Here is a 16,084-nt window from a genome sequence, read left to right on the forward strand (position 1 = left end):
AGTGAAGTTAATCCTGTATTTAAGAGGTGGAAGGAATCAATTAGGTGATAAAACGGTTCTGATTTGCATTCTTGAAAAGAGATATCCAAAACTTCGTAAAGCCAAGTTACCTAGTTTTTATTCGGAATTCCAAATTTCCCATGCTTTTTCGGCTTGTATCGCCAACATTTTATGGCCATTGAGGATGAGGGCACCATGAGCTTCACCTTCTTTTAAGAATGCTGTTTTTTCTGGATTATATATCAGGTCGAAAAGCAAATGCCTATCAGTTAGAAATTCATAAGGCAAGGAGGGCTTATCCATAATATTGGGCGAGGTGCCCAAAGGGGTGCAATTAACAAGAATTGTATGTTCTGCTACAATCGACTGATTGAGTTCTTCATAGCTTAATTGATTTGAACCCTGATTTCTAGATATAAAGGTATATGCTATACCCAACTCTTTAAATACAAAAGCTACTGCTTTAGAGGCTCCCCCTGTGCCTAAAATAAGGGCTTTCTTATGGTGTTTTTTTAAGTGAGGTTCTATGGAGTCTTGAAAGCCAAAAACATCCGTATTAAAGCCAATAAGGCCTTCTTCTGTGAATTTTATGGTATTTACTGCGCCAATTTTTGCAGCCTTGTGATCAACTTTGTCAAGATATGGTATTATGGCTTCTTTATAGGGAATGGTTACATTTAGCCCTTTGAGATCGTTCTGGCTTTTGATAAGATCTTCAAATTCAGTAATATGTTGTAGGTCAAAATTTTCATAGGAATTATTGACAAGGTTCAAACTTGAGAATTTTTGGGTAAAATACCCTTTGGAGAAGGAGTAGGAAATGTTTTTACCTACCAACCCAAATCTATTTTTTATAACTTCTGTATCTTCCATACCATTCTAATCCTAATAATACACCTGCCCCTATGACCATATAAAAAATGGCCCACCAAGATTCCATTCTACCCAAATCTGGAATAAAACGTTCATAATTAAGAATGACCTCATTTCCATTGGAATCTATGAGAGCATTGCCCAAAGCATCTGTTTTTAATATTGTTTTCTTCCAAGGCCAAACTACGCCTAAAGAACCTGTAATAAAACCAATGATCACAGCAGTAGTAATATTTTTGTGATGCTTAAGTACATAACTGAGAATGTGGGATAACGTGACCAAGCCTGTGGCCGAACCAAGTGTAAAGACTGTTAATATTTTCAGGGTGTTTAATCTCCTTGGATTGGTCACAAAGCTAAAATTACCTTCCATAAGGTCTGCAAAAGTATCATAAAGGGCATTCACAGAATCTACTAAGAGTAGGACATAGTTCCCTAGAAGAATAAGTATAAACGAGCCAGATAAACCAGGAAGAGTCATCCCAGAAACACTTATAATACCACAAAAGAATATAAAAAAGAGATTGTCATTCTCGGTTGCAGGATTAAGGAAGCTTATGGAAATGCCAATGAGAAGACCTAATATTCCAGAGATGATTGTTTTTTTGTTCCAATGACCAAAGTCTTTAGAAATATAATATATAGAACCTAGGATCATGCCAAAAAAGGCGGCCCATACATAAAGCTCATTTTTTTCCAAAAAGTAATCAAGTATTTTTGAAATACTGAAATAGCTCACCAACATGCCAAATATCAGTAAGGACAAAAATTGCCCATTCACGTATTTGTAAAAACTTTTAAATCGACCATTGAGGATCAATCTAAAGGCTTTAAGGTTAATTTTCTGTAAGGAATAGATAAATTCCTCATAGAAGCCAGCAACAAACGCTACAATTCCTCCTGAAACTCCAGGCACTTTATTTGCGGCACCCATAAAAAGACCTTTTATGATCAGAAAAATCTTATCCATAAATGTCCTTTCAGCTCGCATGTACGTTTTAATTTTCTTTTTTAGAGGCTAATTTTTCAAGTATAAAAATAAGAGAAAAGCCAAAGATGCCTAGTACCAGAGCATATAATAATTGAGGATTGCCATCAAAGGAGAAAGGGGATACGTTTGCCTCCTTCACAGCAATTATTTTATCCCCATAGGTTTTGGTTTCCAACACCTCTTTCCAAGGCCATATTTTGTTTAAAGAACCTAAAATAAATCCTGTTAATAGGGATAAGGTAATATTTTTATAATTGCTGAACATCCACTTTAAAATTTTAGCAAAACTCAAAAGACCTATAATGGCCCCAAAGCCTACAGTGGCAACAATAGTTATATCTCTCTCGTGAACTGCATCTAAGATGGTTTTATATGAGCCTAAAAGAACTAAGATAAATGCACCGGATATTCCAGGTAATATCATGGCACATACGGCCAATGCTCCTGAAAAAAATAAAAATAGAATACTATCTGTGTGATCTGATGGTGGTAGGGTTGTAATAAAATAGGCGGCTAAAGCGCCAATGATAAAGATGGTTATAGTGCCTAAATTCCATTTTTCTATTGCCTTGCCGACGAAAAATACACTGGCTATAACCAATCCAAAAAAGAAGGACCATAATAACACAGGTTCGTTGATCAATAACCAGCTAATTAGTTTCGCCAGAGAAAACACACTTATACCTATTCCAAGAAATAGAGCAACCAAAAAATTACCGTTAAGCTGGGTCCAAAAGGCCTTTACTCCTTCCTTTCTTAAGGTTTTGAAAAGTGATAGGTTTATATTGTTGATAGAGGTGATCAGTTCCTCATATATTCCAGAAATAAAAGCTATAGTACCTCCTGAAACTCCAGGCACAACATCTGCTGCACCCATGGCCATTCCTTTTAGTGTTATAATAAAATAGTAAAAAAAATTTCGAGTTTTCATAGGGAATAAAAAAGCAAAAGTAACTTTTTTATCAAGAAGCCCTTTTTATTTCGGATATAATATCTTGTATCCAACCCAATGGATAGAATTGCGGAAATTTAGCTTTAAAAGTAGAAAGTGTATCAAGGTCTAATTTGATGGCTTTTGAAAAGGATATTTTTGCTTTGGCAGTTTTTTTTAATAATAGGTGAACTCCAGTTACAGCATACCACAGTTTTGCCTCTTCAGGATAAAATTCTAAACCTTGTTGCAATATTTGAAATGCAGATTCTGCGTCATCTAATTGCAAGACTACTTCTGTCCATGAAAGCCAGGTTTCCAATTCAAAATTCCCTAGATCTACGGCTTGTTTATAGGCAAAATCTGCCTCATCATAATTTTCTAGAGCCTTATTGATTTTAGCACTTTTTTTCCAATAAACTGAATTCTCTTCATCTATATTAATGGCCTTGTTTATATAATACAAGGCTTTTTTATAGTCTTTTTTTCTGTAATAAAAATCTGTAATGGCTAACCATCCTTTATCCAATAAAGGGTCTTCATGTACAGTGTGGTAAAAAAAATGTTTTGCTAAATCATCATTATGCAATTTTTCATGGCACTTACCTATTCTTAAGTATGCATGCGAGGTAGGATCTTCAATAGTTATTGTTGCTTCGTAATTCTCTATGGCTTCATTATAACGCCTCAATTTTTCCAAAACCTTACCCTTTTCGAAATAAGCACCAATAAAAGTATCGTCAGAGATTATTGCAAAATCAAAAGAAGCTAAGGCTTCGTTCAACATCTTTTTAGCCATGTATTGTTTGCCTAATTGATGCCAAGCTACCTCACAATAAGGATTTTTTTCCAAATAATCGTTTAGATAGTATATGGCCCCATCATAATCTTCCATAAACTCAAAACAGTAAATGACATTGTAAAGGGAAGAGTAATCCTCTTGATCGAAGGATACACACATCATGAAGTTTTCTTTTGCCAGTTGAAAGTTGTCCATGAACAAGTACTCCATTCCTAAGAGGGCATGGATATCAAAACCATCATCAGATAGTTCTAAGGCTTTGTGAAGCAGGATTACAGCAGCTTCATGGTTGTCTTTTTTGGAATAGATGTTCGCCCGTTGAATATAGATTTCCTCATTGGTGCTGTCCAACAACTGTAGTTCATCTAGCATTCTTTCGGCAACTTCCAAATGATTTTCGAAAACCATCACCTCCACATCCAATAGCTTTAATTCAATAGAGTCTGGATGTTGCTGTAGGCCAATTTTTATGGCCTTCTTTCCCAGGGCCACTTTACCGTTGTTTAGGTAGTGGTGTATGATGTCCTCGAAATCTTCCGCATCAAAAAAATAGACATCGTCTGTTTTTAACATGGATTCAAACTTAGTAATCGGTTGTCCTGGTCTTTCGTTAGAATCTAACGCCATAGAAACTTTTTTGTTAAACTACATTTCTAAAATTACTGCTTTGATATCCTTATTTTTTCAAATAAGGCCTTTATTATTAACAAATTAGTTAACAATTTATTATATGTAATCGTTTAAAACATCAAGGATTAGGTTGCATCCTTTCTCTATTTCTTCCTCTGATATGGTTAAGGGAGGAGAAATGCGAACGGCTTTAGGTTCGAAAAGCAACCAGAATAAAATCAATCCTTTTTTGGCACAGGTCAGTACTACATGGTTGGTGATTTCTTCATTTTCAAGAATAATGGCAAGCATTAAACCTTTACCATTTATTGCCTTTATATGTTTATGTTTTAATAATCTTCTAAATATTGCCTCTTTTTTAAGGGTGTCTGAGATTAGCTTGGTGTCCGTAATTTCTTTTAAGGTGGCTAGGCATGCAGCTGCAATTACGGGATTCCCACCAAAAGTTGTTATATGACCAAGTTTGGGCTGGTCTTGCAGGGTCGCCATCATCTCTTTTGATGCTACAAAGGCCCCCACTGGAAGTCCACCAGCCATTCCTTTTCCTATGACAAGGATATCAGGAATGCAATTGTAGTTTTCAAAAGCAAAGAGCTTACCAGTGCGTCCAAATCCCGGCTGTATTTCGTCCAAGATAAGCAAGGTTCCTGTTTCATTGCATCTTTGCCTAACCTTGTTTAGATAGCCGTTTAATGGTTGTAGAAATCCAGCAGCACCTTGTATTGTTTCTAAAATAACAGCAGCAGTTTTATTGGTGATCTTCAAAAGATCCTCCTGAATATTAAAGGTAATAAATGATACGTCTGGAATCAGGGGTCTAAAGACACTTTTTCGAGGCTCGTACCCCATAATACTTAGACTGCCCATAGTATTCCCGTGATAGGCATGATGTGCCGATATAATTTGTGATCTTCCAGTAACTCTTCTAGCTAATTTTAGTGCCCCTTCTATTGCTTCTGTCCCGGAGTTCACCAAATAGGTTGTTTCTAAGGGATAGGGTAGGTGTGATGCTAATAACTTAGCGTACTCCACCGCTGGTTTTTGGATGTATTCCCCATACACCATTACGTGCATGTACTGCTCAACTTGTTCTTGGACGGCTTTTACCACTTTAGGATGGCAATGACCAAGACTACAGGCCGAAACACCCGCTACGAAGTCTAAATGTGCCTTGCCTGTAGTGTCATAAACATAACTGCCTTTGGCATGAGAAATTTCCATGGCCAAAGGATGGGGCGTAGTCTGTGCCTGATATGTAAAAAAATCATCTCTCATAACCTAACTTATTGGGCAACCACTCTTAAGATCCATGTCTCATCGGAATATTGGCCAAAATATTGGGTGTCATGTGCCTTAACGGCCTCCTCTTTAGTGTCATATCGGGCCAAATACACATAATTGTATTTGTTTTTTTTACGGACAAACCATTTAGGTTCTAAGCCTCTTTCCGTTAAGGTTTGCATGAATTGCTTATAGTTTTCCGAATATTCAAAAACATTGGCTACAAGATAATACCCAGGAAACAATCCGTCTTCACTCGCAATATCCGCGTAAAGACCTTTTGTCTTTTTGTCCACAGCAACTGGAACCGTATCTTTTTCTTCGACCTGATCCTTAGTCGTTATTTTTTCTTTATCCTTACTTTGTACAGGTTTAGTTTCCTTTTTCTGTGGTCCAGTCACTACTGGTTTTTTCGCTATATAAGTTGCGGCTAGGCTCAGTTGAGTTTCTTCAGTTTCGGGTTGGGCATCTGTATCAATGGGACTGTCAATGCCATTGATTTTTACAAGTTTAATGTTGTTGTCGTCTTCGTCAAAAATATCATCCTTGGTTCTTATTCGTTCGTCTCCACGCCAAATAAAGCCCTTGAGTTTACGACTATTGGTAGGAAGATCTTTTTCTGGGTTTATATCTCCTTCGGGGTTTGTAATAAAGGTGATATCCGATATTTCGTTATTTTCTAAGACGATATTAATTGCGCTGCAAATGGTTTTGTTAATGCCAATGAGCTCTTGGTCATCATTATACATATAATAGATGACCTCTGTATTTTTAATCAAATCGATGATCTTCAATTTGTTATCTTCGAATTTGCCAAAAAGATCCATGCCCTTTGCTTGGTTATATCCCTCGTTACTTATGGTGTCCAAGGATATGACAAAGGCATTATTTAGGACTTTAAGGGAATCTAGTTTTTCGGTTTTTAAATCTGATAATAGATGAATGCTATCCCCTGTCATCTGGTTTTCACCATTCCATATGACAGGTTTTGTTATCAATTGGGTAATGCCTGTTTTTTGTGAAAAATGTATAGAATCTGACTTTCCACTTAGATCGGTCTTGTAAAATTTAGCATTCCGAAAGGCCCTTAAGATCCTTTCATCTGGTTTCCCAGTGATCATTAAAGTATCCCCGTGCATATAAAGGGAATCATTTTGTACTTCACTTATAGAAACGGCACGTCTAGTAGCAAAAACGGAATCTTTTGCCTTATATACTTCAGCGTAATGTGCCCTCAATATCCCTTTATTTATTGTATCGGTTATTTTAATATTGTTCGTGGCAGAGGCGAATTCTGTTTTCTTATCAAAATACACACTATCACCTTCTATAATTCTATCGTTATAATCAATTCTAGTATTCTTTATCCCATAACCACTTTCAATTCTAGTGTCGTAATATCCCCGTTCGCAATATATTTTGTAGGCCTTCCCAATTATGGTTGAAGGGCCATACATGTAAGCGTTTTTGGAAGTGGTATAGTAATCTAACTGCTCAGAATCTATGGTGTATTCAGGATTTTTGATATTTACCCTTTCCAAAAATTGGTACTTTTTGGTCACCATGTAATATTTGCCCACTTCACTGGTCAACGTATTGGCAGAGTCTACCACTGTTCCAAAATCTTGGTAGTAGGCCTCTTGGTTTTCCCTGTCGAAGCGGAGTGTATCCGTTTTCAGGGTCATATCAGAATTGGTTAAAATTACATTTTCATAGGCTTTGGCCAATTTTAGGTTTCCATTGTAATCTATCTTTCCGCTTGTCATGGTGATGGAATCCCCTTGTTGCAGGCGAACATTGTTTATGGCCTTAAGCTTGTTTTCCTTCTGATAGAAAATGGCCACATCACAAAATAGGACAGCACCTTGATGTTCAAATTGCACCTGTCTGTCATCCTTACTAAAGATAGAGGCTCCTGGATATTTTGCCTCATCCTTGGTAAAGTTTGCTCCATATACAATATTGATCTGCTTTTTTTGAGGTGCTTGGTTTTGCGACCTTCCAGTGGATATGAAAAAGAGGAGACCTATGGCTATTAAAAGTTTGTGCAATGCGTCAAATTTTGGTCAAAAATAGAATATTTTACCCGAGAATATTAAAGATTGGCATAGAATTAGTACTACTCTAAACTAAAAAAAGCCACTTTAAAGTGGCTTTTTTATTATCGTACTATAGTTTGTGTTCTATCTGGTCCTACTGAAACTATGGAAATGGGGACTTCTAGTTCCTTTTCCAAGAAATTGATATAATCATTCAAGGTAGCCGGAAGTTGTTCTGCCTTGCTCATCTTGGTCAAATCCTTAGCCCATCCTTTCATTTCTGTATAGATAGGCGTTACATTTTCGGGTTCTATGTTATAAGGTAAATGGGTTATGGTTTTGCCTTGATAATTGTAAGCAGTACAAACCTTTAAGGTTTCGAAGCCGCTTAAAACATCGGCTTTCATCATAATGAGCTCTGTTACACCGTTTATTTCAACAGCATACTTGAGGGCTACCAAGTCTAACCATCCACATCTTCTTGGCCTACCTGTTGTAGCACCAAATTCATTTCCTACCCTACCCATGGTAGCTCCATCCTCATCGAAGAGTTCGGTTGGGAACGGACCGCTGCCCACTCTAGTGGTATAGGCCTTGAAAATTCCAAAGACCTTTCCAATTTTATTTGGGGCTATACCTAATCCTGTACATGCACCGGCGGCAGTGGTATTGGAGGAAGTTACAAACGGGTAGGTTCCAAAATCAATATCCAATAAGGAACCTTGAGCTCCTTCCGCTAAAATTTTCTTGTTATCCCTTTGTGCTTGGAATATGGTTTCTTCGCTGTCAATAAAAGTCAGTTCTTTCAATTCTTCAACAGCCGTCCAAAAATCATTTTCTAATTCCTTAAGATCGTACTGAATATCAACATTGTAAAATCCAATCATGTCCTCATGCTTGTTGGCAAGGGCCCTGTACTTTTCTTTCCAATCACTAAATTCAAGGTCGCCAACACGCATACCGTTACGGCCAGTCTTGTCCATATAGGTAGGACCTATACCTTTTAGGGTAGATCCTATTTTAGCCTTTCCTTTAGCAGTTTCAGAAGCTGCGTCCAATAAGCGGTGGGTTGGTAAAATCAAGTGTGCTTTTCTTGAGATAAAAAGCTTTGATTTTATATCGATATTAAATTTTTTAAGATTTTCAAGTTCTTTTTTGAAGATAACGGGGTCTATAACCACCCCATTTCCCACAATATTGATAGCATTTTCATGAAAAATACCCGATGGGATAGTATGCAACACATGCTTTATGCCATCAAATTCTAAAGTATGTCCCGCATTAGGACCTCCCTGAAATCGCGCAATAATATCATAGTCTTTTGTGAGTACATCAACGATTTTTCCCTTGCCCTCGTCTCCCCACTGTAGTCCTAGTAGTAAATCTACTGCCATTAGTTGTAAATTGATTAATTGTTTGAGATTTCTTCCTTATTCTTGACACCATAGAAGTACAAGGAATGATTACTGATTTTAATATTGAAAACTTCTTCTATGGTTTTTTTGATAGTTTGTATTCGAGGATCGCAGAACTCAATGACCTCGCCAGTATCGGTAAGTATAACATGGTCGTGCTGTCTATCAAAATATGATTTTTCGTATTGAGCCTGATTTTTTCCGAATTGGTGCTTACGTACCAACTTACAATCCAATAAAATTTCTATGGTATTGTAAAGAGTTGCTCTACTTACCCTATAATTTTTGTTTTTCATGTTGATATAGAGCGATTCTATATCAAAGTGTTCTTCACTTTCATAGATTTCCTGAAGTATAGCATAGCGTTCTGGAGTCTTTCTGTGTCCGTTTTCCTCTAGAAAGGTGGTGAAAACGTTTTTTACAATTTCTTGGTTCTTGTTAGTGCCCATAAAGAGTTTGCTGCATGTAACTGCAAATGTACAGCTAAAATTTAAATTCTGCTTACTTTGTCGATCCCCTTAAGCTGCTTTAAATTTTCAATTAATTTTTTGAGAATGCTGTTGTTTTTCACCACTACTGTTATTTTTCCTGAAAACGTGCCACCATCCGTACTAAAATTAAGATTCCGCATGTTTACGTGCATGTTGTCTGATATAATCTCAGTGACATCACTAACCAATCCAAGGTCATCTATACCCGTGAGCTGAATTTCTGCCGTAAATTCCTCTTGGCTGCTGTCTATCCATTTGGCACTAATAATCCTGTAGGCATAATTGGACTGAAGGGCAATGGCATTGGGGCAATTTTTTTTGTGCACCTTGATACCTTCATTAACACTGACAAAACCAAAAACATCATCTCCAGGGATTGGGTTACAGCATTGAGAAAGTTTATAGGTTAATTTTTCTTCTTCTTTACCAAATACTAGTATATCATATTTGGAGGTGATTTCGTCCTTGTTGATATCCTCTGGAACATGGTGCCTTCTAATCTTGTTTTTAAAGAAACTGATAAAGGCATTACTGTAGGAGGATGCGAAATCCTTCAGCATTTGATTATCGATGGCACCAATTCCTACTCTGTAAAAAAGATCCAAACTTGTTTTTAACTTAAAAAAGATGACCATTTTATTAATGGTGTCCTCGTTCAGGGATATTTTTTGTGATTTAAGTTTTCTTCTAAGTACTTCCTTGCCATCTAAAGCTATTGTTTTCTTTTCTTCCTTAAGGGAAGATTTTATTTTGGCTCTTGCACGTGCTGTTGTAGCATAATCTAACCAACTTTGATTTGGTTTTGCTTGTTCTGAGGTTATAACCTCTACTTGGTCTCCACTATGCAACGTGGTGTTTAGTGGCACTAATTTTCCGTTTACCTTTGCCCCACGAGTTTTCATTCCTACCTCTGTGTGTATATTAAAAGCAAAATCTAAAGGGGTGGCACCTTTGGGAAGCGATTTTAATTCTCCTTTCGGTGTGAACACAAAAATTTCTTTGGAATAGAGGTTTAATTTAAACTCCTCCACAAAATCAACAGCATTGGCGTTGGCATTTTCAAGGGCTTCCTGTAATCTATTCAGCCACATTTCTAGCCCCTGTTCCCTTTGGTCCCCATGCTTGTACTTAAAATGGGCAGCATAGCCTTTTTCTGCAATCTCATGCATCCTTTCACTGCGGATTTGCACTTCTACCCATTTTCCCTTTGGTCCCATTACGGTAATGTGTAAGGCTTCATAACCCGTAGACTTAGGGGAGGATATCCAATCCCGTAAACGTACTGGATTGGGGGTGAAATGATCCGTAACTATGGAATAGATTTTCCATGCTAAAAATTTCTCGTTCTGACGATCGGACTTATAGATGATCCTAATGGCAAATTTGTCATAGATTTCATCAAAAGGGATATTTTGCATCTTCATTTTCCGACGGATGGAAAAGATAGATTTCATCCGTCCTTTTATAAGGTAGTTTAGCCCTTCCTTATCTAAGGAGTTACTAATAACCCCAGAAAATGCATCTATATAAGCTATCTGTTCGTCTTTAGTCTCTTCAATTTTTCCAAGGACATCATTGTAAACTTCTGGTTCTGTATATTTGAGACTGAGGTCCTCAAGTTCAGTTTTTATATTATAAAGGCCTATCCTGTGGGCTAATGGAGCGTAAATATATAGGGTCTCCGAAGCAATTTTGACTTGTTTATCCTCAGGCATGGAATCCATGGTGAGCATATTGTGGTATCGGTCCGCAATTTTTATGATGATTACTCTTATATCATCATTCAAAGTGAGCAACATTTTTCTGAAGTTCTCCGCTTGTTGAGAGATATTCATGTCCTTTTTAAGGTGGGCAATTTTTGTAAGCCCATCTACAATACGAGCAACTGTTTCCCCGAAAAGACGCTCAATATCTGCTAAGGTGTAGGAAGTGTCTTCCACTACATCGTGCAGCAAGGCAGAAGCAATCGAAACGGCATCTAAGCCAATTTCGGATGCTATTATTTTTGCAACGGCAATAGGATGAAAAATATAAGCCTCTCCAGATTTTCTCCGTTGTTCTTTATGGGCGTCAACGGCCACATCAAATGCAGAACGTATTAATTTTTTATCTTCAACAGATAGGTTCTGATAGCTTATGCGCAATAACTCCTTGTATTGCTTGGCAATTTGCTTATTTTCTTTTTCAATAGCAGCTTCCGTCATCATATTTTAAAAATAAGACAAACTTTAATAGCAAGCAACAAAATTTATTCCTTTAAATTCCTAATTCTGGAGATCAAAGGAGGGTGTGAATAGTGCATAAACACATAAGCTGGATGGGGGGTAAGGTTACTTAAGCTATTTTTGGATAGCTTTTTTAGAGAGGAGACCAAAGGCATGGCTGCGAAGGTGTCCTTAGCATAATTGTCTGCCTCATATTCAAACTTTCTTGATAGATAATTCATGATCAATCCCGTAATTTCAGAAATAGGACTGTATAATATTCCAAACCCAATCAATGCGGCATGGAAACTTGGTTGGGATACACCAATTGCTAAAGATACCTGTGGATTGTTAATAAAAATGGAAAGTATAAATAAGGTAATTCCAGTTAACATAAGGGAGGCAAAAAGATTAAAAATGATATGTTTTCTTTTGTAATGACCTACCTCATGGGCCAATACGGCTACAATCTCGTCCTCGTCCAAATCATTAATCAATGTATCATAGAGTGTTACTCTTTTTTGTTTTCCAAATCCAGAGAAGTAAGCGTTCGCTTTTGTGGATCTCTTGGATCCATCTATCACAAATATATTTTTAAGTTCAAATCCTACATTCTTGGCATAGGTTTCTAATTTTTCTTTCAAAGTGCCATCTTCTAAAGGGGTCTGTTTATTGAATAAGGGAACAATCAGTTTGCTATAGAACATGTTCATGAAAATGGAAAACAAGGCTATTACCCCCCAAGTGTATATCCAGAAACTGGTTCCTGCCCATTGAAAGAACCAAATGACTAACGCCAAGATACCACCTCCAAGGATAATGGTCATTAACCATCCTTTTAGCTTATCAAGGAAAAATAATTTTCTGGTACTCTTATTAAACCCAAATTTTTCCTCGATTACAAAGGTATGATAGTATGAAAGGGGGGTAGATAAAAGATCGCTCCCTATCATGATAATTCCAAAGAAAACCAATGCAATGATAATAGGGTTTTCAGAAATACCCCTAGCCATAGAATCAATCCATTCGAATCCTCCAAAAATCAGGAATCCAATAGAGAGTAAAAATGAAAACGTAGAGGTAATCATCCCAAATTTATAATTGGTTTTTTTGTATCGCTGGGATTTTTCGTATTCGGAGGCTTCAAAAACGTCGTTTAATTCTGAGGGTACCGGATCTTGATATCTCTTTGAATTTAGATAATCCAAAATTGTTTCCAATAAGAATTGAATGCTTAAAATGGTAATGATGGTATAAAATAAAATACTACTGTTCATTTAATTGGGTTTTGGAGGAAATTTGAGGCAGGGTTGCTTGGGCTATTTTGTAAAATGTCCTACTTCCTTAAAATTAACTATTAGGAATCCCTTTGTCTTTTTGCTTCAAATATAACTATTGCCGCTGAGACCGATACATTCATAGAGTCTATTTCACCTTCCATCGGGATAATGATGTTTTTGGTAGCATTTTCGAGCCATTCAGACGATAATCCAGTAGCTTCTGTTCCCACTACTATGGCTGAGGCTTCAGTATATTTCACGGTAGTGTATTTTTCTGAAGCGGTGAGGGCAGCGCAATAGATGGCAATATTATTTGACTTGAGAAACTCAACAACTTCCTCAGTAGAGCCTACGCCAATTTGATTGGTAAAAACACAGCCAATACTAGATCGAATGATATTTGGATTGTAAAGATCCCCTTTGGGGTTTGCAATAATGACCGCATCTAAATTGGCTGCATCTGCAGTACGCAACAAAGCACCAATGTTCCCTGGTTTTTCGGGGGCTTCCGCTACCAGTATCAGTGGTTTTTTATTGCTGAACTTAAGTGAATCTAAGGAATGTAATTTTGATTTAGCAATAGCCACAACCCCTTCCGTAGTTTCACGGTAGGCCAATTTTTGATAAATGTCTTTAGAAATTTCAATTATAACCTTATGGTCTATCTCTTGTCCTAAAAGGCCTAATACCTCTTCCTTAGCAATAATATCGGCATAAAAGAAAACTGTTTCAAGTTCATAATTGCCTTTTACGGCCAGTTGTAGTTCCCTAACTCCTTCCAATACAAAACAGCCGATTTTTTTACGCTCACGGGATTTTTCCTTAAGCGTTAATGCTTTCTTGATCATAGGGTTTTGTAAACTGCTGATGTACTTGTATTCTGCCATTGGTACAAAAATAATCTAATCCCGTAAACTAACACCTCCGCTTACGACAAATTGTAAAATACAAAATTAAGACAGCATGAAATACGCAGTACTGGTGACGCTCTTTATAGGTTTAGTATCCTGTAAGGAAGCGAAAAAAGAGCAAACCGTTATGGAGGTTGAAGAAATAACTGAAGTGAAGCAGATAGATCTTAGCACTTATCCCCAAGGTCTGGTGAAAATTTTTGATGCCCATGGCGGACTACAAAATTGGAAAAATAAAAAAAGCTTAGCATATGATATTCCTAAGCCTGGAAATACAGAAACTCATACCACGAACCTATATTCCAGAATGGATAAAGTAGAAAGCCCTGATTTTTCTATGGGATTTGATGGAGAACAGGTTTGGTTATTGGATACTAATAATTCGTACAAAGGCGACCCCGTTTTCTATCATAATTTGATGTTTTATTTTTACGCTATGCCGTTTGTGCTGGCCGATGATGGAATTGTTTACGGTAGTGCAGAAGATGTATTGTTTGAGGGTAAAACCTATCCAGGAATTAGTATTTCTTACAATCCAGGGGTTGGAACCTCTTATAAGGATGAATATTACATCCATTATGATCCTGAGACTTTGCAAATGGCTTGGTTGGGGTACACGGTAAGTTATAGAAGTGGGGAAAGGTCCGATAATGTAAAATGGATTAGATATGATGACTGGATGAAAGTGTCCGATGTTGTTTTGCCAAAATCCATGTCCTGGTATTCGTATGATGGTAGGACTATGAAAGAAAGTCAGAATAGGGTTCCCTTTGAAAATGTTATCTTGAGTGAAACAGCAAAATCCGATTCTTTCTTTGAAAAGACTCCTCAAGCAAATTTTGTGGAAGGAAAGATCCAAAAATAGCGCTTGCCCAATAAAAGAAAATCCCTGTAAACAAGAACACTTGTCTACAGGGATTTTTAATTGATAAAGGAAGGGGTTATTTTCCGTTATATTTTCCCATATATCGTTTCCATAATTCTGTTTGGTGCGTTTCCAATGATAACATGCGTCCGTCTATAAAGGCATGGCTCAGTTTATTGGTGCGCATGTCTAAAGCATCACCTTCAGAAATAAAGAGGGTAGCACTCTTGCCTATTGTCAAAGTACCGTAATTATCATCTATTCCCAGAATTTTTGCTGTATTAGAAGAGATAAGGGCTAATGCCTTTTCTTTGTCCAATCCTTGTCCTGCCACTTGCCCGGCATAAAAGGGTAGATTCCGAGCCTGGAAATTAGCTGCGTCAATATTTTGAATTCCAACTAATAGGCCAGCATCGGTTAATAATTTTGGCAATTTGTAAGGGAGATCGTAATCATCATCGTCCAAGCTTGGAAGACCATGAGGCAGGTTGACCAATATGGGAACATTGTGTTCTTTTAAAAGGTCGGTAATCTTTAAGGCGTTGTAACCTCCAACAATAACAACATTTTTGATTCCCCAATTCTTAAGATTAGTAACTGCATCAATCATTTCTTTTTCACCATTGGCGTAAACGAACATTCTTTGAGATCCACTAAAAACCCCTTTCATAGCATCAAAAACTGGATTTTTTTCATTGGTGGTTCCTTTATTGTATGCAGAAGAATTCTGGACAAAAACCTCAATGTCACTTACGTCTTTTGTATAATCTTTGTTCGGTTGTAAGCCTCTAGATTCTCCTTCCCACCAGCGTCCTCTTCTAAAGGTGCTTGGCCAGTTTAAATGTATTCCGTCGTCTGTCTTAACCGCGGCATCTTCCCAGTTCCATGCATCGAACTGAACAATGGAAGAGGTCCCTGATATTCTGCCTCCTTTTGGAGATATTTGCCCCAATAAAACGCCATTGGGACGCATGCTTTCTATAACTTTAGACTCGGCATTGTAAGCAATTAAACTGCGCACATGGGGTATCATTTCACCAATTTCATCTTGGTCGTCACTGGCCCTAACTGCATCTACCTCTACAAGTCCCAAAGAGGAACAAGGCGTTATGAATCCAGGATAAATGTGTTTGCCACTGGCATTTATTACAGTCCCTTTTGTTGGTGTATCAGCACCGCCTAATGCAGTAATTTTACCATTTTCAAAAACCAAGGTACTGTTTTCCATCACTGTACCATCCCCAATATGGGCTGTGGCACCTGTTATGGTTATTGCTTCATTTTGTGGAGAAGCAGGAGTCTGCTGTCCAAGGACAAGAGAACTTGCCATTGCCAAAAGGAGTAAGGGTAAATATGTTTTTATTTTCATTT

12 protein-coding genes and 1 pseudogene are annotated in these 16,084 nt (G+C 37.3%); 1 reads left to right on the plus strand and 12 read right to left on the minus strand.

Annotated elements, in window-relative coordinates; genetic code table 11:
- Positions 1-117: 117 nt before the first annotated feature.
- The 11 genes and pseudogenes from ABXZ36_RS06120 to ABXZ36_RS06170 form a co-directional block, all read right to left on the minus strand.
- Positions 118-873, minus strand: a complete 756-nt coding sequence (locus ABXZ36_RS06120; protein ID WP_354614608.1) for a shikimate dehydrogenase family protein — start codon at positions 871-873, stop codon at positions 118-120.
- A complete protein-coding gene (locus tag ABXZ36_RS06125) occupies positions 845-1,864 on the minus strand; it encodes a DUF368 domain-containing protein (RefSeq protein ID WP_354614609.1) in 1,020 nt (339 codons plus the stop codon). Before ABXZ36_RS06125 ends, ABXZ36_RS06120 begins: the two co-directional genes overlap by 29 nt.
- A gap of 7 nt (positions 1,865-1,871) precedes the next feature.
- Positions 1,872-2,795: a polyprenyl-phosphate transporter gene (locus tag ABXZ36_RS06130; RefSeq protein WP_354614610.1), complete on the minus strand. Its 924-nt coding sequence runs from the start codon at positions 2,793-2,795 to the stop codon at positions 1,872-1,874.
- 31 nt (positions 2,796-2,826) lie between these two features.
- A complete protein-coding gene (locus ABXZ36_RS06135; protein ID WP_354614611.1) occupies positions 2,827-4,224 on the minus strand; it encodes a tetratricopeptide repeat protein in 1,398 nt (465 codons plus the stop codon).
- Positions 4,225-4,323: 99 nt separating this feature from the next.
- A complete protein-coding gene (locus tag ABXZ36_RS06140) occupies positions 4,324-5,502 on the minus strand; it encodes an aspartate aminotransferase family protein (RefSeq protein ID WP_354614613.1) in 1,179 nt (392 codons plus the stop codon).
- Positions 5,503-5,963: 461 nt separating this feature from the next.
- Positions 5,964-7,538 (minus strand): annotated as a pseudogene (locus ABXZ36_RS06145) (OstA-like protein); the annotation flags it as partial.
- Positions 7,539-7,669: 131 nt separating this feature from the next.
- Positions 7,670-8,941, minus strand: coding sequence for an adenylosuccinate synthase (locus ABXZ36_RS06150; protein ID WP_354614614.1), 1,272 nt, complete (start codon positions 8,939-8,941; stop codon positions 7,670-7,672).
- Between the two features lie 14 nt (positions 8,942-8,955).
- The gene (locus ABXZ36_RS06155) at positions 8,956-9,411 is read right to left on the minus strand and encodes a Fur family transcriptional regulator (RefSeq protein WP_354614615.1); all 456 of its coding nucleotides are present in this window, start codon (positions 9,409-9,411) and stop codon (positions 8,956-8,958) included.
- A 41-nt stretch (positions 9,412-9,452) separates the two neighbouring features.
- Entirely contained in the window at positions 9,453-11,657 is a 2,205-nt protein-coding gene (locus ABXZ36_RS06160; protein ID WP_354614721.1) for a RelA/SpoT family protein, read from the minus strand.
- 44 nt (positions 11,658-11,701) lie between these two features.
- Complete coding sequence (locus ABXZ36_RS06165) at positions 11,702-12,934, minus strand: M48 family metallopeptidase (protein WP_354614616.1); 1,233 nt, start codon at positions 12,932-12,934, stop codon at positions 11,702-11,704.
- 80 nt (positions 12,935-13,014) lie between these two features.
- On the minus strand, positions 13,015-13,785 hold the full coding sequence (locus tag ABXZ36_RS06170; protein ID WP_435602160.1) for an RNA methyltransferase: 771 nt from the start codon (positions 13,783-13,785) through the stop codon (positions 13,015-13,017).
- A 115-nt stretch (positions 13,786-13,900) separates the two neighbouring features.
- Between ABXZ36_RS06170 and ABXZ36_RS06175 the strand changes: the two genes are divergently transcribed.
- Positions 13,901-14,713, plus strand: a complete 813-nt coding sequence (locus ABXZ36_RS06175) for a DUF6503 family protein (protein ID WP_354614618.1) — start codon at positions 13,901-13,903, stop codon at positions 14,711-14,713.
- 76 nt (positions 14,714-14,789) lie between these two features.
- Here the strand turns inward: ABXZ36_RS06175 and ABXZ36_RS06180 are convergent, their stop codons facing one another.
- Positions 14,790-16,082 (minus strand): amidohydrolase family protein, encoded by a 1,293-nt coding sequence (locus tag ABXZ36_RS06180; protein ID WP_354614620.1) that lies wholly within the window; start codon positions 16,080-16,082, stop codon positions 14,790-14,792.
- Positions 16,083-16,084: the final 2 nt, after the last annotated feature.

This window comes from Sediminicola arcticus (assembly GCF_040566695.1).
Taxonomy (GTDB): domain Bacteria; phylum Bacteroidota; class Bacteroidia; order Flavobacteriales; family Flavobacteriaceae; genus Sediminicola; species Sediminicola arcticus.

Excerpts from the sequence above, each read along its gene's own strand:
- ABXZ36_RS06180 (WP_354614620.1), bottom strand. The coding sequence starts at position 16,082 with ATGAAAATAAAAACATATTTACCCTTACTCCTTTTGGCAATGGCAAGT.
- ABXZ36_RS06165 (WP_354614616.1), bottom strand. The coding sequence starts at position 12,934 with ATGAACAGTAGTATTTTATTTTATACCATCATTACCATTTTAAGCATT.
- ABXZ36_RS06150 (WP_354614614.1), bottom strand. The coding sequence starts at position 8,941 with ATGGCAGTAGATTTACTACTAGGACTACAGTGGGGAGACGAGGGCAAG.
- ABXZ36_RS06160 (WP_354614721.1), bottom strand. The coding sequence starts at position 11,657 with ATGACGGAAGCTGCTATTGAAAAAGAAAATAAGCAAATTGCCAAGCAA.
- ABXZ36_RS06170 (WP_435602160.1), bottom strand. The coding sequence starts at position 13,785 with ATGATCAAGAAAGCATTAACGCTTAAGGAAAAATCCCGTGAGCGTAAA.
- ABXZ36_RS06135 (WP_354614611.1), bottom strand. The coding sequence starts at position 4,224 with ATGGCGTTAGATTCTAACGAAAGACCAGGACAACCGATTACTAAGTTT.
- ABXZ36_RS06155 (WP_354614615.1), bottom strand. The coding sequence starts at position 9,411 with ATGGGCACTAACAAGAACCAAGAAATTGTAAAAAACGTTTTCACCACC.
- ABXZ36_RS06120 (WP_354614608.1), bottom strand. The coding sequence starts at position 873 with ATGGAAGATACAGAAGTTATAAAAAATAGATTTGGGTTGGTAGGTAAA.
- ABXZ36_RS06140 (WP_354614613.1), bottom strand. The coding sequence starts at position 5,502 with ATGAGAGATGATTTTTTTACATATCAGGCACAGACTACGCCCCATCCT.
- ABXZ36_RS06130 (WP_354614610.1), bottom strand. The coding sequence starts at position 2,795 with ATGAAAACTCGAAATTTTTTTTACTATTTTATTATAACACTAAAAGGA.
- ABXZ36_RS06175 (WP_354614618.1), top strand. The coding sequence starts at position 13,901 with ATGAAATACGCAGTACTGGTGACGCTCTTTATAGGTTTAGTATCCTGT.
- ABXZ36_RS06125 (WP_354614609.1), bottom strand. The coding sequence starts at position 1,864 with ATGCGAGCTGAAAGGACATTTATGGATAAGATTTTTCTGATCATAAAA.